This window comes from Gardnerella leopoldii (assembly GCF_003293675.1).
GTDB classification, from domain to species: Bacteria; Actinomycetota; Actinomycetes; order Actinomycetales; family Bifidobacteriaceae; genus Bifidobacterium; species Bifidobacterium leopoldii.
On sequence record NZ_CP029984.1, the window covers coordinates 1,514,869 to 1,539,691 of the forward strand.

The 24,823-nt window shown below is 42.6% G+C and carries 18 protein-coding genes and 2 tRNA genes; 19 read left to right on the plus strand and 1 reads right to left on the minus strand.

What is annotated here, in order from left to right; all coding sequences use genetic code 11:
• Nucleotides 1-16: 16 nt before the first annotated feature.
• From nth to DOD25_RS06215, 10 genes are all read left to right on the plus strand, one after another.
• Nucleotides 17-670: an endonuclease III gene (gene nth / locus DOD25_RS06170; RefSeq protein WP_196776781.1), complete on the plus strand. Its 654-nt coding sequence runs from the start codon at nt 17-19 to the stop codon at nt 668-670.
• Between the two features lie 112 nt (nt 671-782).
• Nucleotides 783-2,288: an ABC transporter substrate-binding protein gene (locus tag DOD25_RS06175; protein WP_174164407.1), complete on the plus strand. Its 1,506-nt coding sequence runs from the start codon at nt 783-785 to the stop codon at nt 2,286-2,288.
• A 48-nt stretch (nt 2,289-2,336) separates the two neighbouring features.
• Nucleotides 2,337-5,102, plus strand: a complete 2,766-nt coding sequence (gene valS / locus DOD25_RS06180; RefSeq protein ID WP_112928864.1) for a valine--tRNA ligase — start codon at nt 2,337-2,339, stop codon at nt 5,100-5,102.
• 130 nt (nt 5,103-5,232) lie between these two features.
• Nucleotides 5,233-7,029, plus strand: coding sequence for an arginine--tRNA ligase (gene argS / locus DOD25_RS06185; RefSeq protein ID WP_112928865.1), 1,797 nt, complete (start codon nt 5,233-5,235; stop codon nt 7,027-7,029).
• A gap of 256 nt (nt 7,030-7,285) precedes the next feature.
• On the plus strand, nt 7,286-8,788 hold the full coding sequence (gene brnQ, locus DOD25_RS06190; RefSeq protein ID WP_112928866.1) for a branched-chain amino acid transport system II carrier protein: 1,503 nt from the start codon (nt 7,286-7,288) through the stop codon (nt 8,786-8,788).
• A gap of 374 nt (nt 8,789-9,162) precedes the next feature.
• Nucleotides 9,163-10,443 (plus strand): ABC transporter substrate-binding protein, encoded by a 1,281-nt coding sequence (locus DOD25_RS06195; protein ID WP_004105646.1) that lies wholly within the window; start codon nt 9,163-9,165, stop codon nt 10,441-10,443.
• 2 nt (nt 10,444-10,445) lie between these two features.
• The gene (locus DOD25_RS06200; protein WP_004105644.1) at nt 10,446-11,411 is read left to right on the plus strand and encodes a carbohydrate ABC transporter permease; all 966 of its coding nucleotides are present in this window, start codon (nt 10,446-10,448) and stop codon (nt 11,409-11,411) included.
• Nucleotides 11,395-12,237, plus strand: a complete 843-nt coding sequence (locus tag DOD25_RS06205) for a carbohydrate ABC transporter permease (RefSeq protein WP_050397215.1) — start codon at nt 11,395-11,397, stop codon at nt 12,235-12,237. The genes DOD25_RS06200 and DOD25_RS06205 overlap by 17 nt, the downstream gene beginning before the upstream one ends.
• Nucleotides 12,238-12,292: 55 nt before the next feature.
• Entirely contained in the window at nt 12,293-13,687 is a 1,395-nt protein-coding gene (locus DOD25_RS06210) for a glycoside hydrolase family 13 protein (protein WP_004105641.1), read from the plus strand.
• Entirely contained in the window at nt 13,684-14,748 is a 1,065-nt protein-coding gene (locus DOD25_RS06215; protein ID WP_032842347.1) for a LacI family DNA-binding transcriptional regulator, read from the plus strand. The genes DOD25_RS06210 and DOD25_RS06215 overlap by 4 nt, the downstream gene beginning before the upstream one ends.
• Nucleotides 14,749-14,775: 27 nt before the next feature.
• Here DOD25_RS06215 and DOD25_RS06220 read toward each other — a convergent pair whose 3' ends face one another.
• The gene (locus DOD25_RS06220) at nt 14,776-15,123 is read right to left on the minus strand and encodes a phenylpyruvate tautomerase MIF-related protein (RefSeq protein ID WP_064340643.1); all 348 of its coding nucleotides are present in this window, start codon (nt 15,121-15,123) and stop codon (nt 14,776-14,778) included.
• A gap of 84 nt (nt 15,124-15,207) precedes the next feature.
• Between DOD25_RS06220 and DOD25_RS06225 the strand changes: the two genes are divergently transcribed.
• The 9 genes from DOD25_RS06225 (at nt 15,208) to DOD25_RS06265 (ending at nt 24,819) form a co-directional block, all read left to right on the plus strand.
• The gene (locus tag DOD25_RS06225) at nt 15,208-15,714 is read left to right on the plus strand and encodes a GtrA family protein (protein ID WP_032835361.1); all 507 of its coding nucleotides are present in this window, start codon (nt 15,208-15,210) and stop codon (nt 15,712-15,714) included.
• Between the two features lie 34 nt (nt 15,715-15,748).
• Nucleotides 15,749-16,441, plus strand: a complete 693-nt coding sequence (locus DOD25_RS06230; RefSeq protein WP_064340644.1) for a histidine phosphatase family protein — start codon at nt 15,749-15,751, stop codon at nt 16,439-16,441.
• A gap of 28 nt (nt 16,442-16,469) precedes the next feature.
• Nucleotides 16,470-17,426 (plus strand): hypothetical protein, encoded by a 957-nt coding sequence (locus DOD25_RS06235; RefSeq protein WP_101892184.1) that lies wholly within the window; start codon nt 16,470-16,472, stop codon nt 17,424-17,426.
• 56 nt (nt 17,427-17,482) lie between these two features.
• Nucleotides 17,483-19,045 (plus strand): glutamate--tRNA ligase, encoded by a 1,563-nt coding sequence (gene gltX / locus DOD25_RS06240; RefSeq protein WP_112928867.1) that lies wholly within the window; start codon nt 17,483-17,485, stop codon nt 19,043-19,045.
• Between the two features lie 190 nt (nt 19,046-19,235).
• Nucleotides 19,236-19,308, plus strand: a tRNA-Glu gene (locus DOD25_RS06245).
• A 40-nt stretch (nt 19,309-19,348) separates the two neighbouring features.
• Nucleotides 19,349-19,420: transfer RNA gene (locus DOD25_RS06250), tRNA-Gln, on the plus strand.
• Between the two features lie 549 nt (nt 19,421-19,969).
• A complete protein-coding gene (locus DOD25_RS06255; protein ID WP_004105623.1) occupies nt 19,970-21,262 on the plus strand; it encodes a metallophosphoesterase in 1,293 nt (430 codons plus the stop codon).
• 91 nt (nt 21,263-21,353) lie between these two features.
• Nucleotides 21,354-22,715, plus strand: coding sequence for a UDP-N-acetylglucosamine 1-carboxyvinyltransferase (gene murA / locus DOD25_RS06260; protein WP_004109784.1), 1,362 nt, complete (start codon nt 21,354-21,356; stop codon nt 22,713-22,715).
• 190 nt (nt 22,716-22,905) lie between these two features.
• Nucleotides 22,906-24,819 (plus strand): serine/threonine protein kinase, encoded by a 1,914-nt coding sequence (locus DOD25_RS06265; protein WP_112928868.1) that lies wholly within the window; start codon nt 22,906-22,908, stop codon nt 24,817-24,819.
• Nucleotides 24,820-24,823 lie beyond the last annotated feature (4 nt).

A 24,823-nucleotide genomic window follows, 5' to 3' on the forward strand; every position in this document is an offset into this window, starting at 1 on the left:
TTATCGAAGCTCTAATATGCGAGAATCAAAACAAGCGAAATTAGTTCGTATTTATGCAGAGTACGATTTATTGTGCAAAGAAATACCGGAGCCGAAGTGTGCATTAAATTTCAAAAATCCATTTGAGCTACTAATCGCTACTGTATTAAGCGCGCAAACTACGGATAAGCGCGTGAATATCGTGACGCCTGAACTCTTTTCTATTTTTCCCAACGCGAGTTCCTTAGCTGCTGCTCCTGTATCTCAAGTTGAGTCAATTATTTACCCTCTCGGATTTTATAGAGTAAAAGCACAGAATATTATTTCATTATCTGCATGTTTGCTTAATAATTTTTCTGGTATAGTGCCATCAAATATGGAAGATTTAATATCGTTGCCGGGTGTTGGTCGTAAAACTGCCAATGTTGTTCTTGGCAACGCATTTGGATTACCGGGGTTTCCTGTAGATACTCACGTAATACGTGTTACAGGTCGTCTTGGTTGGCGTAAGGTTCAGAATCGTCCAAATCCTGTTGCTATTGAGCGCGAAATAACTGCTTATTTTGCTCCTAAAGAGTGGACTAATCTTTCTCATAGACTTATTTTGCATGGCAGAAAAATTTGCACTGCTCGGAATCCAAAATGTGTTTCATGCCCTTTAAATACAACATGTCCGTCGGCAATTATTTAAAGCGTGTTGTTTCCAATTCAGATATTGATATAGACTGTAGGTTATGTCAAGAACAGGCAAATATGCGTATCGCACTTCCAGGTCAGCTCATGCTCGCACTAATGCAGACTGGATGCCATGGGTTGTGTTTGTAGTTGTGTCTGTAATAATGAGCGGCATTTTGTGGTGTGGATGGCAAATATACCAGGGTCATTCGCCTTTTGCTGCAATAATGCATCCAGCTAGTAACTCAGTGCTAAAAGTTGGTTTACGTACTGCTCCTGAATCTCTTGATATTAGAAACGACGACAGTGACGCTTTACAGCAAGCTTTAATTGGTAATGTTTACGAAACTCTTGTTAAACGTGGCGATGATAATAGTTTGCAACCAGGTCTCGCGAAGTCATGGGATATTTCGAAAGACGGCTTAACATATCGTTTTAATTTGCGTCAAGGTGTGCGTTTCTCTAACGGTAGTGAGATGACTTCGAATTCCGTATTACAATCTTTGAAACAAGGCATCACAAATAATTATCCTGGTTATAGCGCACTTACAAATATTAAAACTGTTAATAATCCGGATGATTACACTTTAGTAATTACACTTAATAATCCAGATGCTTTACTCCTACGTCGTCTTGCTGGACGTGTTGGCATTGTCTATGACACAAAATCGATGATCGACTATGCAAGTGCTGCTCTTGGCACAGGTCCTTTCACTGTAAGTGACTACAATAAAGGCAATTCTTTAGTATTACTTCGCAACGATAAATATTGGGGAACCCCTGCTTCTTGTGCAAGTATTACTTTGCAATATTTCAATAGCGATACTGCTCTAGCTGAGGCAATGGAAAAGGGCAATATTCAAATGGCAGTTCCGCTTGAAGGTAACGAAAATAAGCGTCTTGCTGCTGTTGCTAATACGCAAATGGTAGAGGGTCAGAGCACAAGAGTGCGATTTATTGCAATAAATACAACAGTTTCATCGATTTTCTGCGATGAGCAGGCTCGTAAAGCTGCGAGATACGCTTTGAATGCGCAAACTGTACTTGCAGCTGATGGCAATGGTGGTGTTCCAGTAGGAGGACCTATTGATCCTCTTTCAACTGGTTATGAAGATTTAAATGGATTGTATCCTTATAATCCAGGCAAAGCTGCTCCCTTGTTCCATTACTTTAGCGCAAGCTATTTAGGAACTATCAATTTTCTTGTTCCACAGGGCGAAGGTGGAGTTGGGCGCGAGCTTTCAAAACAGATTAGTTCCGTGAGTGGTTTTAAGGTCAATCTTGAAGAAGTTGATCAACAAACTATGCGTAAGCGTATTAGTGAAGGTAAGTATGATCTTGCGCTTACTACGAGCAATCGTACTTTAGATGAAGGCATGTTTGCAGAAAGCGGTTCTCCGTTCGTTTTGCAAGACGCGCGTGCTCAACAAGCTTGGGCCGATGCGGTTCATTCTAAGAATGCAAACGAATATGAGGCAAATGCTCGTGCATATGCGCGCGAAGTAAGCAATAATGCTGCAGCTCACTGGTTATATGCTCGAAAGAGCATTATGGCTGTAAAGTCTAATGTAAGCGGCTATACGAAAAATATGACGGATCAGCTTCTGCCATTGCAGAGCGTAGTGGTGAAATAGAAAAGCGTAAGATTTGCGTTGTCGCGCTGAGTTTCTAATATTCAGTTCATGAGTGAACAGGATAATAACACAGTAAAGCACGCACATTTAACGCCTCTTCCTAACAAAGTTGGCGTTGATGGTCTTGAAGACAAGTGGCGTAGCAATTGGGACGAAGCTAAAACTTACGCATTCCATAATTCTCGCGACCGTAAGGCCGTATATTCTATCGATACTCCACCTCCAACCGTTAGTGGCCACTTGCACGTAGGTCACGTATTCTCTTACACGCATACGGATGTCATTGCGCGATATAAGCGCATGCAAGGCTTTGACGTGTTCTACCCAATGGGTTGGGATGATAATGGCTTGCCAACAGAGCGCCGCGTACAAAACTATTACGGTGTGCGAGTGGATACTTCGTTGAAGTATGACCCTGATTTTAAGCCGCCTTTTGAAGGCACTGAAGGCAAGAAAATTGAAGCTAAAGATCAGGTTCCTGTAAGCAGGCAGAACTTTATTGAGCTTTGTGAGCGCTTGACTTCTCAAGATGAGAAGCTTTTTGAAGCATTGTGGCGCAGGCTTGGTCTTTCTGTAGACTGGTCGCAAACTTACCACACGATTGGTGAGCAGCCTCGTCGAGTTGCACAAAAAGCGTTCCTTCGCAATCTTGCTCGCGGAGAAGCTTATCAAAAAGATGCTCCGGGATTGTGGGATGTGACTTTCCAGACTGCTGTTGCTCAGGCTGAGCTTGAATCGCGCGAATATCCTGGTTTCTACCATAAGATTGCGTTCCGTTTTGAAGATGGTACGCCAATTTATATTGAAACTACGCGCCCAGAATTGCTTGCTGCATGCACTTCTTTAATTGCAAATCCAGAAGATGAGCGTTACAAGAAGTACTTTGGTCAGGAAGTTTATTCGCCACTGTTCAAGGTGAAGGTTCCGATTTTGGCGCATTCTGCTGCTCAAATGGACAAGGGTGCTGGCATTGCAATGTGCTGCACTTTCGGTGACGTAACAGACGTTGAGTGGTGGCGCGATTTGAATTTGCCAACTCGGCCGATTATTCAGCGTAACGGTCGCATTGTTATGACGACTCCTGATTGGATTACGGATGAGTCCGGTCGCGAAATGTTCGAGAAAATTGCTGGCAAAACCACGTTCTCTGCTCGTAAGGAAGTTGTTGAAGCTTTGCAAGCAGCTGGAGATATGGAAGGCGATCCAAAGCCAACAAAGCGTATGACGAACTTCTACGAAAAGGGCGATAAGCCTTTGGAAATCGTCACTTCTCGCCAGTGGTATTTAAAGAACGGTGGCACAGACGAAAAGCTAAACACTGAGCTTATTGAGCGCGGCAAGGAACTTAACTTCCACCCAGACTTTATGCGCGTGCGCTATGAGAATTGGGTTCACGGCTTGAATGGTGACTGGCTTATCTCTCGCCAGCGCTTCTTCGGTGTGCCATTCCCACTTTGGTATCCAGTAAACGAAAATGGGGAGGTGGATTACGAGCATCCTTTGACGCCTAGCGAAGATCGTTTGCCAATCGATCCAACTATTGACGTTCCAGAAGGATTCGATGAATCTCAGCGTAACCAGCCAAATGGCTTTACTGCTGAGCAAGACATTATGGACACTTGGGCTACATCTTCCTTAACTCCACAAATCGTGACTCGTTGGGAAGAGCCAGGTGAGGAAAATCAAGCTCTGTTTAAGGCTACTTTCCCAATGGATTTGCGTCCACAAGGCCAGGATATTATTCGTACTTGGCTGTTTAGTACTGTTGATCGCGCACATCTTGAAAACGGCTGCTTGCCTTGGAAGCATGCTGCACTTTCTGGCTGGATTCTTGATCCTGACCATAAGAAGATGTCTAAATCTAAAGGCAACGTGGTTGTGCCAAATAAGCCAATCGAAGAGTTTGGTGCTGATGCTGTGCGCTACTGGGCAACTTCAGCAAAACTTGGCTTGGATGCAACTTACGACGAAGGCCAAATGAAGATTGGCCGACGCTTAGCTATTAAGCTTTTGAATGCTACTAAGTTTGCGCTCGCAATTGGTCGTGAAGATGATGAGCATCAGGTTCTTGAGCCTGCTAGTGCGGATTGGGATTTTGCAGACGTTACGGAAGTTTTGGATCGCTCTGTTATGGCAAAGCTCGCATCCGTTATTCGTACCGCAACTGATGCGCTTGAATCTTACGAGCATTCCAAGGCTTTGGAAGCAATCGAAACATTCTTCTGGGAGTTCTGCGACGACTATATTGAGCTTGCAAAGAATCGCGCTTACGGTACTGCAGAATCAACTGGACGCACTCCAAGCGAAGCTGCTGTAAAGTCTGCTCGCACAACTCTTGGCCTTGCACTCGATGCTTTGGCTCGCTTGCTTGCTCCTTACTTGCCTTACGCTACTGAAGAAGTGTGGAGCTGGATGCATGACGGCGAAGGCTCTGTGCATCGTGCTAGCTGGCCATGCGCTAAGGCGTATGAGGCTGCTGCAAACGGTGTTTCTGCAGATACTTTGGCTTACGCGGGTGAAGCTTTGGCTACTTTGCGCAAGATTAAGTCTGAAGCAAAAGTTTCTATGAAGACTCCTATTTTGCAAGTGACTTTGAACGTAGCAGAAAATGCTTACAAGGCTGTCGAGGAGACTTTGGATGACGTTGCTGAAGCTGGACGCGTTACTGGAGAAGTAAATCTTAACGCTGTTAAGGCAGCAGTTGCTGGAGATTCTTCTGATTCTGCATCTGATTCCGCGGAATCTGATGCAGCTAACGTAAACGTTTCTGTTGCTCAAAGCGAACTCGGCGAAGCTCCTGCAAAAAAGAAGTAGCTGTAAGTAGTTGCAAGTAATCGAAAATAATTAATCGCAAAACAAAAGCGCTGGAAGTCAATCTTCGACTCCAGCGCTTTTTGTGTATTGTAATCGCGAAGCATCGCGCGGTAACGCTAGACTGTAAACCATGAATCCAGAAAGCTTAAGTGAATTAATTGAAAAAATTGCTAAAGATTTAGTAGCAAGCGGTAAAGCTGGCAGTCTAACAGAAGATTTGATTCCTGCTGCCGAAAAACTTGCAGTTATGCGACCAAAGGATCGCGCACACGGTGATTGGGCTACGAATGTTGCTATGCAGCTTGCTAAAAAAGCTGGTATGAAGCCTAGTGATTTAGCCGAGCTTTTTGCTGAGAGTTTGCAAGAAGCGGAAGGTATTGCGTCTGTAGAAGTTGCAGGTCCTGGCTTTATTAACATAACGCTTGATTCTGCTTCTGCAGCGGCAGTCGTAGACGAGGTCTTAAAGCAAGGTGCTGATTTTGGCAAAAATACGCACTTAAGCGGCAAAACTTTGAATCTTGAGTTTGTTTCCGCAAACCCAACTGGTCCAATCCACATTGGTGGAACTCGCTGGGCTGCAGTTGGTGATTCCATGGCTCGAGTCTTGGAAGCGAACGGCGCAAAAGTTGTGCGTGAATACTACTTCAACGATCATGGCGAGCAAATTAACCGTTTTGCAAAGTCTTTAGTTGCTGCAGCTCATGGCGAAGAAACGCCTGCAGATGGTTACAAAGGCGCGTATATTAACGAAATCGCAGACGCTGTTATAAAAGATGCGCAAGCAGACGGCGTTGATGTTTTTTCTTTGCCAAGAATTGATCTTGGAAAAGACGAGGAAGGTTTGCCTCTTGGCGAAGGCGATTCCGAGCAGCGCGAAGAGTTCCGCAAGCGCGCAGTGCCAATGATGTTTGCCGAAATCCGTAAGTCCATGCGCGATTTTCGTGTTGATTTCGACGTGTGGTTCCACGAAAACAGCCTGTACGAGGATGGCGAAGTTGAGCGTGCTATTGCAGATTTGCGTTCTCGCGGAGACATTTTTGAAAAAGATGGCGCAACTTGGTTCGAATCCACTAAGCATGGCGACGACAAAGATCGCGTAATTATTAAGTCTGACGGCAATTACGCTTACTTTGCTGCAGATATTGCGTACTATCGCAACAAGCGCCATCGCGAACAGAATCCTGCGGACGTAGCGATTTACATGCTTGGTGCGGATCATCACGGCTATATTGGCAGAATGATGGCAATGTGCGCGGCTTTTGGAGACAAGCCAGGCGAAAACATGCAGATTCTTATTGGTCAGCTTGTAAACGTTATGAAAGATGGCAAGCCTGTACGCATGAGCAAGCGCGCAGGAAACGTTATTACGATTGACGATTTAGTTGATGCAATTGGTGTTGATGCTTCGCGCTACTCGCTTGCTCGCACAGATTACAATACAAGTGTTGATATTGATTTGGATTTGCTTGCTTCTCACAGCAACGATAATCCTGTGTATTACGTGCAATACGCGCACGCACGCAGCTGCAATGTGGCTCGCAATGCTGCGGACGCTGGAATTACGCAAGATGGTGCTGATTTAAGCTTGCTTAATACCGAGGCTGACGGCGAAGTGTTGGCTGCTTTGGCTCAATGGCCTGCTGCTTTGGCTCAAGCTGGCGATTTGCGCGCTCCACACAGAGTTGCGCATTATCTTGAGGATTTGGCTGCAAGCTATCACAAGTGGTACAACCTTGAGCGCGTTGTGCCAATGGAGTTAACCGACCCTGAAAATCGTTTGCCAGAAGCCGATCGTGAATCTCAGCGCATTGCAAAGTGCCCAGAGCCAGCTCGTGCTGCAGCTCGCTTAAAGCTTAACGCTGCTGTGCGCACAGTTATTGCAACTGGTCTTGATTTGCTTGGAGTTTCTGCTCCGGAAAAGATGTGATTTTGCTTATTTTATATAAGATTTAGAGCAAAGCTATAGAGCATTTTTGATTACATAGGACGTTGGTAGTTTGCCAGCGTCCTTTTTATTTTTTATTAGAGACACGCACGAATTATAAGTTTCTATCGATTAAGTACATGCAATTTATTAATATACCCTCTAATATTATTTTCGCTTTAAATCCACAAAATTACAAAGTAAGAGATTTAGCTGAATAGTATATAAATACAAATTTATCCTTATGGGAGGTGTAAGCATGAGCGTCACAACACAAAGTGTCAACACAGATAGTGCCCCGAAAAAAAGGAACTTGACCATTATTGAGTCCGCGTACGTGGCGGTCATGTTGTTTGGTATGTTCTTTGGCGCAGGAAACCTGATTTTCCCTGTGTTCCTTGGAGCTAATGCAGGAAACAATTCCGCTCCTGCAGCATTAGGCTTTATTATTACCGGCGTTGGTTTGCCATTGCTTGGTGTTACGGCTCTTGCGATGAGTCGCGCAAACGGTCTTTTTGAACTTTCTAGTAAGCCGAGCAAAAAATACGGCATGTTCTTTACTTGTGTGCTGTATTTAACAATCGGACCATTCTTTGCAATTCCTCGCTGCGCAACAACTTCGTACACTGTTGGTTTGGAGCGCGTCGTTCCACAAGACGGAAACGGTCAATTGTATTTGTTCTTGTTCTCTGTGGTTTTCTTCGCGTTAGCATTCTTCTTTGCTATGAAGCCTAGCGGAATACTTACATGGGTTGGTAAAGTTCTTACGCCGATATTCCTGGTTTTCTTAGGTATTCTGGTATTTACTGCACTGTTTTCTCCTGTAAGCGGCGCTTCTGCGGATGCTGCTCCTATAGGGAAGTATGTTAATGAATCATTCTTTACAGGATTCTTAGATGGCTACAATACAATGGATGCTTTAGCTAGCTTGGCTTTTGGCATTATAGTTGTTAGTACTATTCGATCCTTTGGCGTAAAAGACCCTAAAGATGTGGCAGTGAATACTGTGCGATCTGGATTCTTTAGCTGCTTGCTTATGGCGTTGATTTACGTCGCAATTGTTGTTGTCGGTGTGCGTAGCCGTGCACTGTTTAAGCCTGCTGAAAACGGTGGCGTAACTTTGGCGCAAGTTGCACGCTACCATCTTGGAAACGTTGGTTTGCTTGTTCTTGCTGCAACTGTTACTCTTGCATGCTTAAAGACGGCAGTTGGTTTAATTGTAAGCTGCTCGGAAACCTTCTCTAAGTTATTCCCTAAGGGCCCTAGCTATCGCGTTTGGTCTGTGTTGATTACGCTTGTTTCGTTTGGTCTTGCAAACTTTGGTTTGAGCACAATCATCGAATATGCAGTTCCAGTATTGATGTTCTTGTATCCACTGTCAATCGTATTGATTCTTTTGGCTTTGTGCGGTCGACTTTTTGGAAATTCCAAAGTCGTGTACGCTTGGACACTTGGTTTTACTGGTGTTGCAGCTGTATTTGACTTTTTGAATAGTTTGCCAACAGCTTTGCGCAACGCATTGCATATGAACGATATGTTGGTGGTTGCTCAAAACTGGTTGCCGTTCTCGGAATTTGGCATGGCTTGGGTTTGCCCTGCTGTTGTTGGATTTGTTGTTGGCTATGTCCGCATGGTTTTATTTGAAAACAAGGACATGGAAGAGGTGGCTCGTCTAGCTGCTGGTCCAGATCTTGAAGGCAGTGTTGCTAGCGAAAATGATTCATATGCTTCCATTGATTCTCAGTTTTGCGAGCAAAATTAGAAAATCATGAAATAACCGTATAAGCTAAATAAACCGCCATATTTTGTTGCGTAATTTTTCGTAGCAAAGTATGGCGAATTTTATATAAAACGCACGCTTGACTTATTTATTGGAACGATTTAGTATATTTCAATAACGAACAAAATAATGTGCAATCTAAAAGTAATTCTCGCTTAGCCAGTAAAGCAAGATACGAAAAGGCACACGTCTAGTGCTCGGCGCTGAGGCATTAGCAAAATGGTTGTTCATGAGTGAAAGGAGTAAACGACGCTGTTTGCGGCAGAAGTCTGGCGTTGCTATATATCAAATGGTGCATTGGGCGGTATGCCCAAGAACCTTTAAGTTTCTCTAAATATTTCTAAGGAAGAACAACGATGTTGAAACTAAAAAAGTTTGGAGCAATCTCTGTGATGCTCGTTGCTGCGCTTTCGCTTACCGCATGTGGTGGCGGCACAAGCTCCACGAGTAATGCTCAAGGTAAAACAACCGTTTCTGTTTGGCATTATTGGGATGGCGCTAATGCAGATGCCTTCGATAAAAAAGTAAAAGCATTTAATGCTTCGCACAAGAACATTGAGATTAAAACTACAAATGTTCCTAATGCTGATTTCTTAACAAAATTACGCGCATCTGCTACGTCAAATACTTTGCCTGATATGGCCATAGGTGATTTGATTTGGATGCCTCAAATGGCACAAATTGGTAAGTCTGCAGACTTAAAAAAGCTTCTCAAGCCTGAAGTAATTGACAATATTAACCCTGCATTAAAGAATTTTGGGTCAATTGATGGTCGCTTAGTATCCGTTCCAATGTCAGCCAATAATCTTGCTTATATGTACAATCGCACAATATTTAAGAAGGCTGGTTTAGATCCAGATAAGCCGCCAAAAACTTGGGCTGAATTAAAGCAAATGGCAAAGCAAATCAAAGATAAGACTGGTCTTCCAGGATACGATTTGCCAACCGAAGCAGGAGACAGCGGTGAGGCTCTTACCTGGAACTTCCAAGTCAATCTTTGGCAAGCTGGGGGTGAATTCTTAAAGAAAGATAACTCTGCTGCTGCTTTTAACACTCCTGCAGGTAAGAAAGCTGCCAATTTCTGGATGGATCTTATTAAAAGTGGAGTGAGCCCATATGCTGGATGGGGCAAGTTTGAAAAAGGTAAAGGTGGTTCTGCGCAGGAAGGTTCTTGGATGGTAGGTATTTGGGCAGCGGATCCTCCATTTGATTTTGCTGCAGCTCCTTTACCAACTCCTGAAGGTGGTAAACCATCTACTAATCTTGGCGGAGAACAAGCCATGTTGTTTAACAATGATGATGCAAAAGTAAAAGCTGCTGCTGAATTTGTGACTTGGTTCTTGCAGGACAAGCAAGTGCTTGATTGGTGTGAATCTACTGGTTTCCTGCCTGCGACAAAGAGTGCTGCTAACAATGCAGAGTATCGTTCATGGGTTGAAAAGAAAGAGCCTCGCTTACTTCCATATATTGAACAAATGGCAACTGCTCATACTCGTCCAAACACCAAACTATATCCACAGATTTCGTTGGCATTCGCAAAGGAAATGGAAAAAGCATTTTCTGGCGAAGTAAATGTTGGAACTGCATTAAAGAATGCAGAAAAAGCAGTCAACGAAGTAATATCGCAAGGTAAGTAATCATGCGTAATCCGATAGTACAGTTGAAAAAGAACAAGTCAGCTGCTAATGCAGAAGCAAAGGCTAGTAATGGTAAGCTGATTCGTGATAGTCGTAAAACTGTAGGTAAATGGGAGCAAATTCTCACAGCATGGGGATTGTTGCTTCCTGGATTAGTGATTCTCGTCATCTTCACTTTTTATCCAATTATTTCTGCAGCTTATACGAGCTTAACAAATTGGAACGGGTTTTCTGTAAATCCAGATTTTATTGGATTGAAGAATTATGTGAAACTATCTCAAGATCCAGAATTTTGGAATAGTTTAACCGTGACTGTTATCTATGCATTTGGTGTAGCTGTGCTATCGGTTGTTTCGGGGTTGCTTTTTGCGGTATTACTAGATGCGCCAATTCGCGCTCGCGGATTGTATCGCACTATATATTTCCTTCCTGTCGTTACCTCCTCGGTGGCTGTAGCAATTGTGTGGAAATATATGTTGGATCCATCGGGTCTTGTAAATTCTGTACTCTCATCCCTAGGTATTGCAGGACCCGACTGGCTCCACAACAAGTGGCTAGCATTACTTGCTACTACACTCCTTACAGTTTGGAAGAACTTAGGTTTTAATATCATTCTATATTTGACTGCTTTGCAATCTCTTTCTAAGTCGACTTATGAAGCTGCAAGTCTTGATGGTGCTACGAGCTGGCAACAGCTGCGTTATATTACAGTTCCTCTGCTTAGACCAATGACATTCTTTGTGGTTGTGCAAGCGCTGATTAGTAGTTTCCAATCATTTGATTTAATTTATGTGTTTACTGAAGGCGGTCCTCGAGGTGGCACTGACGTACTAGGAATGTTTATGTATCGTCAAGCATTTAGGTTAGGCAATTTCGGTTATGGTACGGCAATTGCTATAGCGTCGCTGGTGTTAGTTCTTATCGTAACTCTTGTGCAATGGAAGGTAAGTAATGCAGAAAATAAGTAAGGTTTTTACGAGATTGCGTTCGTTGCATCTTGCTCGGCATATTGTACTCATTATCGGTGCAGCTTCGGTACTTATCCCATTTATGTGGATGTTTACAACGTCGTTGCAAACAAAAGCCGAAACGTATGCCGTTCAGTCAGTGATTCCAACATCATGGCATTGGGAAAATTATCTGCATGCGTGGCAAAGCGCTCCGTTTGCAAACTATTATATTAATAGCTTGATCATGTCGGCAATTATTGTAGTTGGTCACCTTGCGTTTGATGCTATGGCAGCTTTTGCTTTTGCGCGATTAGAGTTTCCTGGAAAGAAAATATTATTCGTGCTGCTACTTTCTGCTTTCATGGTTCCTGCTTTCGTAACAGTTATACCTATGTACGGTATTATCGCTCAGTTGCGTTGGATTGATACTATGGCAGCTTTAACAGTTCCGCGTTTGGCTGATGTATTTGGCATTATTTTGCTACGCCAACATTTTACTACTATCCCGCGTGAGCTAGATGAGGCTGCAAGAATTGACGGATGTTCAAGCCTTGGTATTTTTATTAAAGTTATTCTGCCGCTTTCTAAGCCAGCTCTTGCAACTCTTGGTGTATTCTCATTCCTATTTGCATGGAATGATTTTCTGTGGCCTCTGTTGGTTACAAATGCAGAAGAAATGCGTACTATTCAAATCGGCTTGAGTGGTTTTGTTGGACGTTATGGTACGTCATGGAACTATTTAATGGCTGGAACTTTGACGTCAACTTTGCCATCAATTATTATTTTCTTCTTCTTCCAAAAAGCTCTTGAACGAGGAATCGCTTCTACAGGTCTTAAAGATTGAAGAAGTGCTAAGACGTTTACAATTTGTAAAATTTACTATTTGTTAGGAACAAGTCATGCAACCTGAATGGGTAAAATCAAGTGTATTTTATCAGATTTTTCCGGAGCGTTTCGCAAATGCAAATGCCTCTATTAACCCTAATCCTGTAGAATCATGGGATAAATCTCCAACTAGGGACAATTTTTTCGGTGGTGATTTGCAAGGGATCAGTGAGCATCTGTCATATCTTGCGGATATGGGTGTCAATGCTTTGTATCTTACTCCAATTTTCCAAGCGGATACGAATCATCGCTATGATGCCACTGATTATTTCAAAATTGATTCACGTCTTGGTAATGACGCAGATTTTGATGAGTTTATTAAGCGTGCTCATGAATTGCAGATTCGTGTAGTTTTAGATGGTGTATTCAATCATTGTGGAATAGGCCACTGGGCGTTTCAAGATGTTGTACGTAACGGCGAACAATCGCAATATGTTAATTGGTTTTCGGTAGAGGGCTTTCCTGTAGTGTCTCATCCGGAACCGAATTATAAAACATGTTCCGGCTGTTACTATTTACCAAAATGGAATGTATATAATCCAGAAGTGCGTAGACATCACTATAACGTTGCTAAATATTGGTTAAATCGTGGTATTGATGGCTGGCGTTTAGATGTTCCATATTTCGTCAATAAAACATTTTGGAAGGGTTTCCATAAAGTAGTGAAATCTTTTGGGGATGATAAATACTTAGTAGCTGAAGAATGGCGTAACCCTTCTCAATGGCTTACTCCGGAACTTATGGATGGAACCATGAATTATACAGTTCGTGATTTAGTCCTAGGTTTTTGCGCTGATGAAACGTTGGATGCTTATGATTTTGCAGATGGTATGAATGCTTTGTATAACGATATTCCAGAAGAACATCGTTCTTGTATGTTGAATTTGCTTGGGAGTCACGATACTGAGCGATTGCTTACGCGTACAAAAGCTCATGAATATGCTTGGGATACGTCTGCTGAAGACGCTGAGAATTTAGCTTATGCGCTGTTATTCGCTGCTGATGGTGCTCCTATGGTGTATTACGGCGATGAAAATGGTATGGAAGGAGAAAATGATCCGGGTTGCCGCGCTCCTATGATTTGGAATGAGAATGCTTGGAATTTATCTGTTCGTAAAACAGTTTGCAAATTAATGCGTCTACGTAGAGAAAATGCTGCTCTCCAATATGGCAGGCAGCATGTAGCTGCTTTAGGTAAACATACTGTGTGTATTACGCGCAACTTACCTTCGGGGCGTGCATGCTTATGTTTAGTGCATCGCGGATCTGGAGCTTACATCAATTGTGATGATTTGCCGGTGCGTATGGATCGTTCGCTATTTGGTGTGCCAAGTATAATAGGTAAGCAATACCGTATGGGAGAAAAATCCATTATATTGTATGAAGGTGAAGCAGTGGGGAAGCTATGAATGTTCGTAGAGTGACTATTAAGGATGTTGCAGAAAAAGCTAATGTTTCCAAGTCTGCAGTATCTTTTGCATATAATGATCCGTCAAAACTATCTGAGGCGACGGTTGAACATATTATGCAAACTGCTGAAGAAATGGGATATGTGCGAAGTGCAACAGCTAGAGCATTGCGTACGAATTCTTCGAATGCTTTGGGCTTGTTGCTGCCGCAAGGTATTGATACGATTTTGCAAAATCCCTATTATTCACTTTTGATTCAGGGCATTGGGCAGGTTTGCCAGTCGGAAGGCTACACTTTGATGCTTGTTCCTCCGCTGAGAGGTTCAATGTTAAAAGCTATTCCTACAGCTGCAGTAAGTGGTTTTATAATTTGCGGCTTGGAAGCTGAACGTGCAGAAGTTGTTGAAATTTTGAATAAGCATGTTCCTGTAGTGATTGTGGATCCTGCTCAACCTATTAACGTTCCGACTGTAGAAGTTGACGATGAGCATGATTTTGAAGATTTAGTAGATCGACTTATTGATTTAGGTCATAGAAATATTGGTATTGCGGCAATTGAAACGAAATCGCATACTGATTATCCTGGGTGGCAAGGAATAGTTGGTAGGCGCATGGCAAGTGTTGTGCGCGCGCTTAAAAAGCATAACTTATCGCCGGAAGATAAAGAAATTACCGTTATAGAAACGCCCTGCACATATCAGGGTGGCACTGATGTTTTCAATAAAATGTGGAATGATACTAATCTCGAATACAGACCTACTGCGATTGTGTCGTTTAGCGACATTATTGCGCTAGGCGTGCTTGGAGCAGCTCAACAACAAGGGCTACGTGTGCCTGAGGACCTTTCCATTACTGGTTATGATGATTTGCCTTTGTCTACAATTTGTACGCCACGATTAACTACGGTTCATCAGCCAATTACTTCAAAAGGACGTTTGGCTGCAGAAAGTTTGATTGATCAAATACGCTTTGATGAAGAAGCTTTGCCTGTTTCGCATAAAAAACTAGGAACTGCCCTCATCGTGCGTGAATCGGTTGGGGCAGCTCCTCTTAAGAAGTAATTGGCTTAATATATTTTGCAGTTTTGACTAGAAGTTGCCGCCGTTCCAACCCCAGTCAGTAGTTGCAGTGTAACGAATATAAGTGCGATCCTGTGGAATCCCAAGCTCTCGCTCTAAAGCTGCCATAATCTGCTCAGTTAACTTTTCCCAAGCAGACCCTGGCACGCTGGAACCAAACACGTTCACCTCAACGTAAGCTGCAGGCTTGGAATCGTCTCCTGCAAAATAAATCGGCATATTGTCCTCGAATGGGCACATGAGCCAATGCTCGCTTTTTCCTGGAACTGCGCTAATTGCTTTGCCATAAGCAGTTTTTAATGCGTCACGCTGGGCAGGTGTTGTGCTTACAGAAACATGAGTATGAATAACTGGCATAATCGCTCCTTTGCTAAATTTAGTAAGCTTTATTACGTAACAATTATATGTTATTTGTTAGCAGCCGCGTGTTTAATGGATATTATGAAAAAGCTTATTGAACAGGTTGTAAAGTTTGGAATTGTGGGCATTATTGCCCTTATTATTGACGTTGCGCTACTCAATTTATTAATGCTTGCGCACTTAAATAATGTGGTTGCGGGTACGATTTCTTTCGTAATCTCACTTATCTTCAACTATATTGCCAGTATGAAATACGTCTTTAAACATCGTGAAGATATGGCAAAGTGGATGGAGCTTCTGATTTTTGTTATTTCCGCAGTCATAGGTTTGCTTATAAACGATTTGATTATTTGGGCTAGTACGTTAGGAATGGCTGAAACTTTACGCGGATCTGCAGTATACGTTTTGCGCACAAATATAGGAAAACTTGTAGCTACTGTTGTTGTTGCTGTGTGGAATTTTGTTATACGAAAGTGGCTGCTCGATGATACTAAATCTCAACAGCCTGGGTATGTTGCGCAAGAAGATACTAGTTTTGCTCACCGCTTGGGAATGTGGTCGCTTAATCATACAAAAAACCGCAAGTAATTGTTTTAATGTTTTAAACAGAAAGTAGAACGCAATGCCAGCTACGACAATTCATTTTGTGCGTCATGGAGAAGTTGATAATCCAAATCACGTGTTGTATGAGCGTCTTCCTGGATTTCATCTTTCGGCTCGCGGAGTGAGGATGGCGCAAGCTACAGCAAAATATATTGCCACTGTTCCGCAAATGCGCGGAATTACTGCAATTTATTCGTCTCCTCTTGAGCGGACTCGTGAAACAGCGCGTGAAATCGAAAATGCTTTGCGCAAGATTGCAGATTCTTCCTATGTAAAAGCGCACTGTGATGAAGATTCTGCGCAATCTCAAGAAAGCGACATTATTTTAGATAAACGCTTAATTGAAGCTGGAAATAATTTCCGCGGAAAACGCATAGGCTACGGTGAAGGCGCGCTGTGGAAAAACGACAATTGGAAGCTTGTTGCGAATTTGTGGAAGCCAAGTTGGGGAGAAAGCTACCGCAGTATTGCTACTCGCGTTGGTGATTTTGCGCGCGAGCAGGTTCGTAAGCATCCTGGTGAGCAAATCGTTGCAGTTACTCATGAGTCGCCAATCTGGTCTTATAGACACCTACTGGAAACCGGTCACGCTGAACATAATATGCTTCTTCGTCACACGGCTTTAGCTTCGATTACTTCTATTACTTACGATTGTGAGACTTTGCGTGTGCTTTCAATTACGTATGTTGATCCTGCTGGGCGAGTGAAGTAAGTAACATATAATGCGAAGGAGCATTGAAATGGTTAATTCTGTTGATTCTGTCAAAGATTCTGAAGATATTAAAAATAATGAAAAAAGTATGCTAATGCTGAATGATGCAGCGCAATCTGCCGCAAAACTAACAGAATTATGGCCATTGACGGAAGCGCGACACTTAGATAACGACGCAAAATATGCGGAAAATCTTGAGGTGCGCTCAATGCGAGCAATAGCGCGAATACTCACGAATCTTGACGTTACCGTTCCGGATGCTGAATTTGTGTATGAAGGCGCGGATGAAATTCCTGGACGTCCGCAAGAAATAGTAGACGCGCTACTTGCTGCCGCCGATGCTTACGACAATATGGATTCATGCTATGAGCCTAACTATGATGAAGCAGAAGAAGAAATACTAGAAAATAGTAATAATATAAATTCTATTTTTAGTAAGATTGCATCTCATTCTGCCGAAGATTCTAATGCAATAAATGCAGCAGCCGATACGTTAAATGTTGAAGGTAATTGGAGTATTAACAATATCGACTTTGCAATTAATTATGCGAAACAAATGGTTTCTTGTTATGAAAATAAATCATTGGAAACGCAAAAAATTATTGTAGTTTTAAGCTTACTAACAAATCTAATTAAAAAAACTAACGAGATTTGCGAAACTTTACCAATCTTCTTATATATTAACGAAATATGTGAGTGTGCTGGTTTGCCGCGAATGATGTTCAAGGATGCTCAATGGCGTGAGATTGTTGATTGTGTGCGCAATTCTAGTGATAAGTGTAATTGTGATATAAGTGCGTTGGTCAATTTTATTTCGCCGCTGCTTATTTCAGAGTGGGAAAAGCATCGTGAAGACGTGCTGTGGGATCCTGAAGTTGCGAAGAAGCTCGCAAAAGAAGAGGATGATAGAAAGTCCCGCGAGGCTCTTGCTGCGAAGTTTGCGCACGTTGAGGGTAATAAAGAATCTACGCAGGCGCTTGATTAGTTTTTAGGTTGACTTATGTTTGATGCGAATGCTGCACGTCCGTAACGCGCGGCACAATGGAACCTATGACTGATATCGAGGAAACTCAAGAAGTTGCTAATAATGCAACAAAATCCGCAAAGCCTGAACTTCCAAAGAATGTTCGCGTGCGTTTTTGCCCTTCGCCAACCGGTACACCTCACGTAGGTATGGTTCGTACCGCGCTATTTAACTGGGCGGAGGCTCGCCATACTCACGGCAAATTGCTGTTCCGTATTGAAGATACCGATAATGAGCGCGATAGTGAGGAAAGCTACCAGCAGATTATTGAGGCTCTTCGTTGGCTCAATATTGATTGGGACGAGGGCATTGATGTTGGTGGAGATAACGGACCGTATCGCCAGTCCCAGCGCATGGAAATTTATAAAGACGTAGCACAAAAGCTTTTTGAAGCAGGATACGCTTATGAATCCTTCTCTACTCCTGAAGAAATTAAGGAGCGTAATATTGCTGCTGGTCGTCCTGCTGAATTTGGTTACGATGGCTACGATCGCAATCTTACGGAAGAACAGAAGCAAGCTTTCCGCGACGAAGGTCGCAAACCTGCACTTCGCTTGAAGATGCCAAATGAAGACATTACTTTTAACGATTTAATTCGTGGCGAAATCACCTTTAAAGCTGGATCTGTTCCAGATTATGTGATTGTGCGCCCGAATGGCGATCCACTTTATACGCTTACAAACCCTGTTGACGATGCGTTAATGGATGTGAACGTTGTTTTGCGCGGTGAAGATATTCTTAGCTCCACGCCTCGTCAGATTGTGCTTTACCGTTACCTTATGGAGATGGGCATTGCTAAGGAAACTCCACTTTACGGCCATATGCCTTACGTTATGGGCGAAGGTAAGAAGAAGCTTTCCAAGAGAGACCCTGAGTCCAACTTGTTCTTGCATAGAGATAACGGATTTATTCCAGAAGGCTTACTGAACTACTTGGCTTTGCTTGGCTGGTCGATCGCTCCTGATCGTGACGTGTTCACTATGGACGAAATGATTGAAAAGTTCGATGTGCGAGACGTTAAGGCAAATCCTGCACACTTTGACTTAGACAAGGCGATTTCCATCAACGCTGAGCATATTCGTATGCTCGATCCGCAAGATTTCTTGAATCGTTCTGTGCCTTACTTGCATAAGGATGGCGTAGTTAGCGCAGATAATTGGGATGCGTTAACTGACCGCGAGCGTGAAGTACTCACAGCTGCAGCTCCTCTTGTACAGCCTCGCGTGCGTTTGCTTGGTGAAGTCGCTGGAATGGTTGGAAGCCTGTTAAGCGAAGATGGCTACATTGCTCCAGATGACGACGCTCGTAAACAGTTGAAGGAATCTGCAGGCGAGGTTCTTGACGCTGCGCTCGCTGCTTTGAAGGGTGTTGATGTCGCTGATTGGCACACTGATTCCTTGCATGAGCTTTTGAATAAGAAGCTTGTTGAGGAAGCTGGTTACAAGCCGCGCTTGGCATTTGGTCCTGTGCGAGTTGCACTTTCTGGCCGTCGCGTTTCTCCGCCACTGTTTGAGTCCATGGAAATCGTGGGCAAAGACGTGACTTTGGCGCGTTTAGCTGGATTGCGTGAGCATTTGTAAATCACCAATAATTTATAAGCTCAAATAAAATTTGAACAAGGTGGGAACGTGGCACTATTGCCACGTTTCCACCTTGTTATTTGTTTTATGTTTCGTTTAATATATTTTCGACACGCCGCGGTTGCGTATTGAGTTGTTATGTTGTAAAGTCGCTATTTGTTGCGTCAAGAGGCGTAGCTGATAAATGAAAGCCCCCGTCGTCTAGCGGTCTAGGACTACGCCCTCTCACGGCGCCAACACCGGTTCAAATCCGGTCGGGGGTACGAAGACGGAACGGTCCCAAGAGCCGCGAAGCCTGCCAATTGGGGTATGGTGTAATTGGCAACACAGGTGATTCTGGTTCATCCATTCTTGGTTCGAGTCCAGGTACCCCAGCGAATAGCTCTCGTAGAACGAGGGCTTTTTTGTTATCTATCTGTATTCCTGCGATTTGCCTCAGCGCGCGACCTTTTCTTTACGCGGCTGTAAAGTTTTGGTCGGATTAAGGTGATGAAACGACAGTTTCTTTACATGCGTGCTCAGTTTTTGCCGTTTACCGCGCTTGTACACGCTTATCCCGTTTACTACGCTTGCCGCACGCTTCTTATGCAGCCTTAAAATCAAAAACCCCGGTGCGTGACCGGGGTTAGAGAAAGAAGAGAAGAAGAGAGGTTTAAGTTATTAAAGTCAAATTCAACTACTTGCTTGTAGTTTATTTCCTTTTGATGTATATATAATAACCACCTTATGCTGAGTGCAGTAATGCGATTACCTGTGAATTGTCTGTGAATTTGTAACTATTTTACTGAAATTGCACGTTTTTATCGCTTTTGGGTTATTTCTTATCAGTATTTGCTTAATTTAGTATTTTTGAATGTAAATAATTTATGTAAACTTGCGAACAAAATTGAGTGAGTCGCGGCATATCTGCCGTATGCTTAAAGTATGACTGATTCTGCACAATCCGAAGCTAATGCATCTGCGGCACTTCCTTTATCTGTTTCGGCGCGTTTAGGACGTTTGCAGTTCCATCTTTCTGGTAAATTCCGAGTGCTTCAGTGTGCAGATGTTCAAGATGGGTTACGTATTTCACAAGACACCATTCGACTTATTGCTTCTGCTTGCGATGCTGTGCGACCAGATCTTGTAGTTTTTAGCGGAAACCAGATTGCAGGTTATGAAAAAGTATTTGCAAAAACTTTTCAGCGTAGACGCTGGCAGGAATCTTCCAATATTTCGTCTTCTGATAAGAAGCAATTGGTTGATAAAGTGCACGAATTCGTTGCTAAGTTAATGAAGCCACTAGAAGATCGCAGTATTCCATGGGTTGTTACTTATGGTAATCATGATTTCCAGTGCGGTCTAAATAATGAAGAGCTTGATAAGATATATCAAGATTTTCCATGTTGCATGAATCGTAGTGCTTCTAGTACATCTTCTGCAAGTGCTATGCAATCGACAAAATGTGTGTTGCCAAAGCAGATTATTTTTACATGCGAGCCTGGTACTTTTGCCTTGCCTGTTATGGATGAAAAGCATGAAAAGGTTGTTTTTTCAATAGTTTTAGTTGATTCTGGAGATTATGCTAAATCAGGCGGCTATGGTAGCCCTTCTAAAAAAACTATCGAGTTTATTTCTGGTCTTTCTTCTTATTTGCCTGAGCATATTTGTGTTTTTCAGCATTTTCCATTGCCGCAATATTATCGTGTTCTTCGCGAAGTTCCGCAAGAACTTGCTGCGCGCGAACATGCTATCGAGGGGTATCGTACTTTTGCTGGCCGCTATTATGCTCTTGACGAAAAACATGTTCTGCCAGATGGGTATTTAGGTGAAGGAATTAGCTGCCCTGACGTCGATAGTGGCGAATATGCTGCTTTGCTTGATGCCGGAGCTTTTGCGCTAATTGCCGGTCACGATCACCGCAATTCTTTCGCAGCTAAAGATCCCGAGAGTAATATGCTATTTGTTGCTACTCCTACATGTGGTTTTGGATCTTACGGTCCTGAACCTGCTAAAAGAGGCGTGCGCTTGCTCGAATTTGATATTCGTCATCCGTTTGAACCGCGTACGCAAATGCTTGAATTTGGGAATCTTGTTGGCAAACCTTCTTCCAAAAAAGCCTATACTTATGCTCTTACAGCTGAGTCTGAGCATGAATTGCCAGAAGTAGATTTATTGCGTAAACCATCATTGCTTACTAGATTGATTCGTCGATGGCGTCAACGATCTACGCGCTAATTTAATCAGTTTTAATAGATTGCATGAGCGCGTTGGCAAATATGCCGGTATTATAGTGAATAGTGTTTTAGCGCGAACGAAAGAGGTAAATGTGTCCGCACACAATACGGCTGAACAGAACAACAATAGTGGCATTGACGCTGCAGATGTGTTGCATGTAGAAGGTGGTAAGCCGCTTAATGGCACTATTAAAGTGCGTGGCGCAAAAAACTTTGTTAGCAAAGCTATGGTTGCAGCTTTGTTGGCACCAGGTAAGTCTGTTCTAAAAAACGTTCCTGAAATTCGCGATGTTCATGTAGTTTCTGATCTGTTGCGTTTGCATGGTGTTGACGTTGAGGTTAATGGACCTGAAGGCATTGTGACGATTGATGCCACAAAAGTGCAGCTCGCAGATGTAGCTGACGTCGACACTCTTTCTGGTTCGTCTCGTATTCCAATTCTTTTCTCTGGTCCTCTTCTTCATCGTCTTGGGGAAGCGTTTATTCCTGCGCTTGGAGGATGCAATATTGGTGGTCGTCCAATTGATTTTCATCTTGAGACGTTGCGTAAACTTGGTGCAAATGTAGATAAAGATCATGAGGATGGTATTCATATTACTGCACCTAATGGCTTACATGGCACTAAAATTCATTTGCCTTATCCTTCTGTCGGTGCAACCGAGCAGACTTTGCTTGCAGCGGTTCTTGCAGAAGGTCGTACAGAGCTTTCCGGAGCTGCAATTGAGCCAGAAATCATGGATTTGGTAGCCGTTTTGCAAAAGATGGGTGCGATTATTTCTGTAGACGTTGACCGTACTTTCCGTATTGAAGGAGTAAAAGAGCTTCAAGGATACACTCATACGTCATTAACTGATCGCATTGAAGCAGCTTCTTGGGCTTCTGCTGCTCTTGCAACACACGGAGATGTGTTTATTAAGGGCGCAACTCAGCCAGAAATGATGACTTTCTTAAACGTGTTCCGTAAAGTTGGCGGACAGTTTGATGTTACAGATAAAGGAATTCGTTTTTGGCATCCGGGTGGGGATTTGCATCCTGTTGCTATTGAAACCGATGTACATCCTGGTTTTATGACTGATTGGCAGCAGCCTCTTGTTGTTGCGCTTACTCAAGCGAAGGGCTTGAGTATTGTGCATGAAACTGTTTATGAAAATCGTTTTGGCTTCACGAAGCCACTTGTGCAAATGGGAGCTATGATTCAGCTTTATCGTGAATGCTTAGGTTCGCTTCCTTGCAGGTTCCAGCAGCGCAATTACAAGCATTCTGCAGTTATTTTCGGGCCTACTCCGTTGACTGGTCAAGATATTGACGTACCTGATTTGCGCGGAGGCTTTAGTCATTTAATTGCAGCTCTTACTGCTCAAGGTCCGTCGAATGTGCGCGGAATTTCGCTAATTGATCGAGGATATGCAGATTTTAGAGGCAAACTTTTAGCTTTGGGTGCTAATATCGACTGATATATTCTTCTACTTCTTCTACAAAACGTGAGTTTTGTAGGTTTATAAGCTTTTATCCACAATGCTATAAAAAGCTTTTTTACGCATAAATTTATCGGTACAGTAGTCGCAACTGTAATTCAATTACTCAAAAAATTAACTGAAATATTTGATGAGTAGTTGTAGTTTTCAATATTGCGGAGGCGTAACGATGGTTTGTGTAGGCGGACGCTATCAGCTGCTTGGTGAGCTGGGGCGTGGTGGCACTTCAACAGTCTTTCTTGCTGTTGACACCGTTTTGCACAAGCAATGGGCTGTTAAAGAAACGCTTTTGCAAGGAGACGAAGAGTATCAACAGCATATTATTCAATCCTTACGCGCTGAAGCGAATGTTTTAAAGGAATGCGATCATCCAGCTATTCCGCGAATTGTTGATTTTTTTGAAGAAAATGGTAGAGCTTATGCTGTTCGCGATTATGTAAAGGGGCGTTCTTTAAAATCTATTGTAGAAGAATCTGGATTGCAAAATGTTGAAATTGTTCTTGATTTAGGTATGCAACTTTGCTCAATACTTTCTTATTTACATTCGCATTATCCGCCAATTATATACGGTGATCTTAAGCCTTCTCAGGTTATGATTTCAGAAGATGGCACAGTCCGTTTGATTGATTTTGGTGCTGCAACGCAATTATATGCAAACGGGGGAGTGCTTGATTTACGCACAATAGACCAGTGCGACGCTCGATTTACTACTAATATTTTTACTGCTCCTGAAATTTTGAATGAAAACTCTGCAGCAACTACTTCAAGCGATGTGTATTCGATTGGAATGACATTGCGTTACGCATTATTGCCAGCTGAAGTGTCTAAAACAGACGTGCAATCTGCTGTACTATTGCCTCATGAGAATCGTGAAGTAGTAGAACAATTGGTGTCTGTGCTCGCAATAGCTACAGCTACTAAACCATCTCATAGATATAAAGATTGCGAAGAAATGTTTTCTGCACTGGAAGCGTGTGAGCATACAGAAAAACATTCACAACAATGCGACACTTCTGCGAATGTATTGCGACGTAAACAATGCAAAAATAGTTCTAAGCCTGGAAAAAAGCGCTATGCAATTACGGCATTAATTGTTATAGTGCTAGTTTTTATAGTAATTTTATTCAACTGCTTAGGTTTATTTGTGGGGAATGCTTTTGTAAATCGAAATAAGCAATCTTTTGATGGTGGGTCAAGTAGTAAAAGAATTGAGGCAATACGCAAAAATAATAAAAGTTACGATTCTTACATGCAATTAGCTGAGCGTGAAAGCAATTCGGATATTGCGTGTCGCTATATTTCTCATGCAATGCAAGTGCAAAATAGCATGCGCAATAAGAAATATATAAGCAAAATGTCATTTAAACCTCTCCAAATTTTATTGCAAATTCAACTTGCAGATCAGCAATGGAGTGCCAACGAAGAGCAATGTTTTGTTGGTTTGATTAATAAATACGAGCAAAACTTGCGTCCTGTAAATAAAGATTGGTTGAATATTTCTATAGAAATAGGTAAAGCGTATTGGTACTATTTTGCAGGATTTTCTGGAAAAGTTTCGCAAACAGAACGATTATCTCGTATGCGAGTAGCAAAAGTATGGTTCCAAGAGGCTCAAAAATATGAGAAAGATGCAAATGAAGCGTCTTCGCAAACTGTAGAAACTAATTCTGATGGCATATCGCATACTGTTTCAAATCAAAAAATGTTAAGCGCGTACATCGCTATTTCTGACGCTTATGCGCAGCTTGTTGATGTTTCTAAAGATTGTGCAAGCGTAGAAACATATAAAAATTATGTGAATCAATTACAGCAGTTAATGCAAATTGTTGAGAAAGATCACGGAGATGTCTTATTCGTGGATACTGGAGAACTAGTTTTGCAATCAATTCATTCGTGGTTGCCGATGTTTCTAGAAAGTGGATCCAGTAAACAAGAAATTCAGCAAATGTGCGACAAGGCAGAATATCTTCTTAAACAAGCGCATGTGTCAAATGATGAAGCTGTAAGTAGAAAGAAAAACGCAATCGACAGTGTCAAAAAAGTTCAAGACGAAATTAATCTAGCTTTTTTGCAAAAGGAATAAAAGA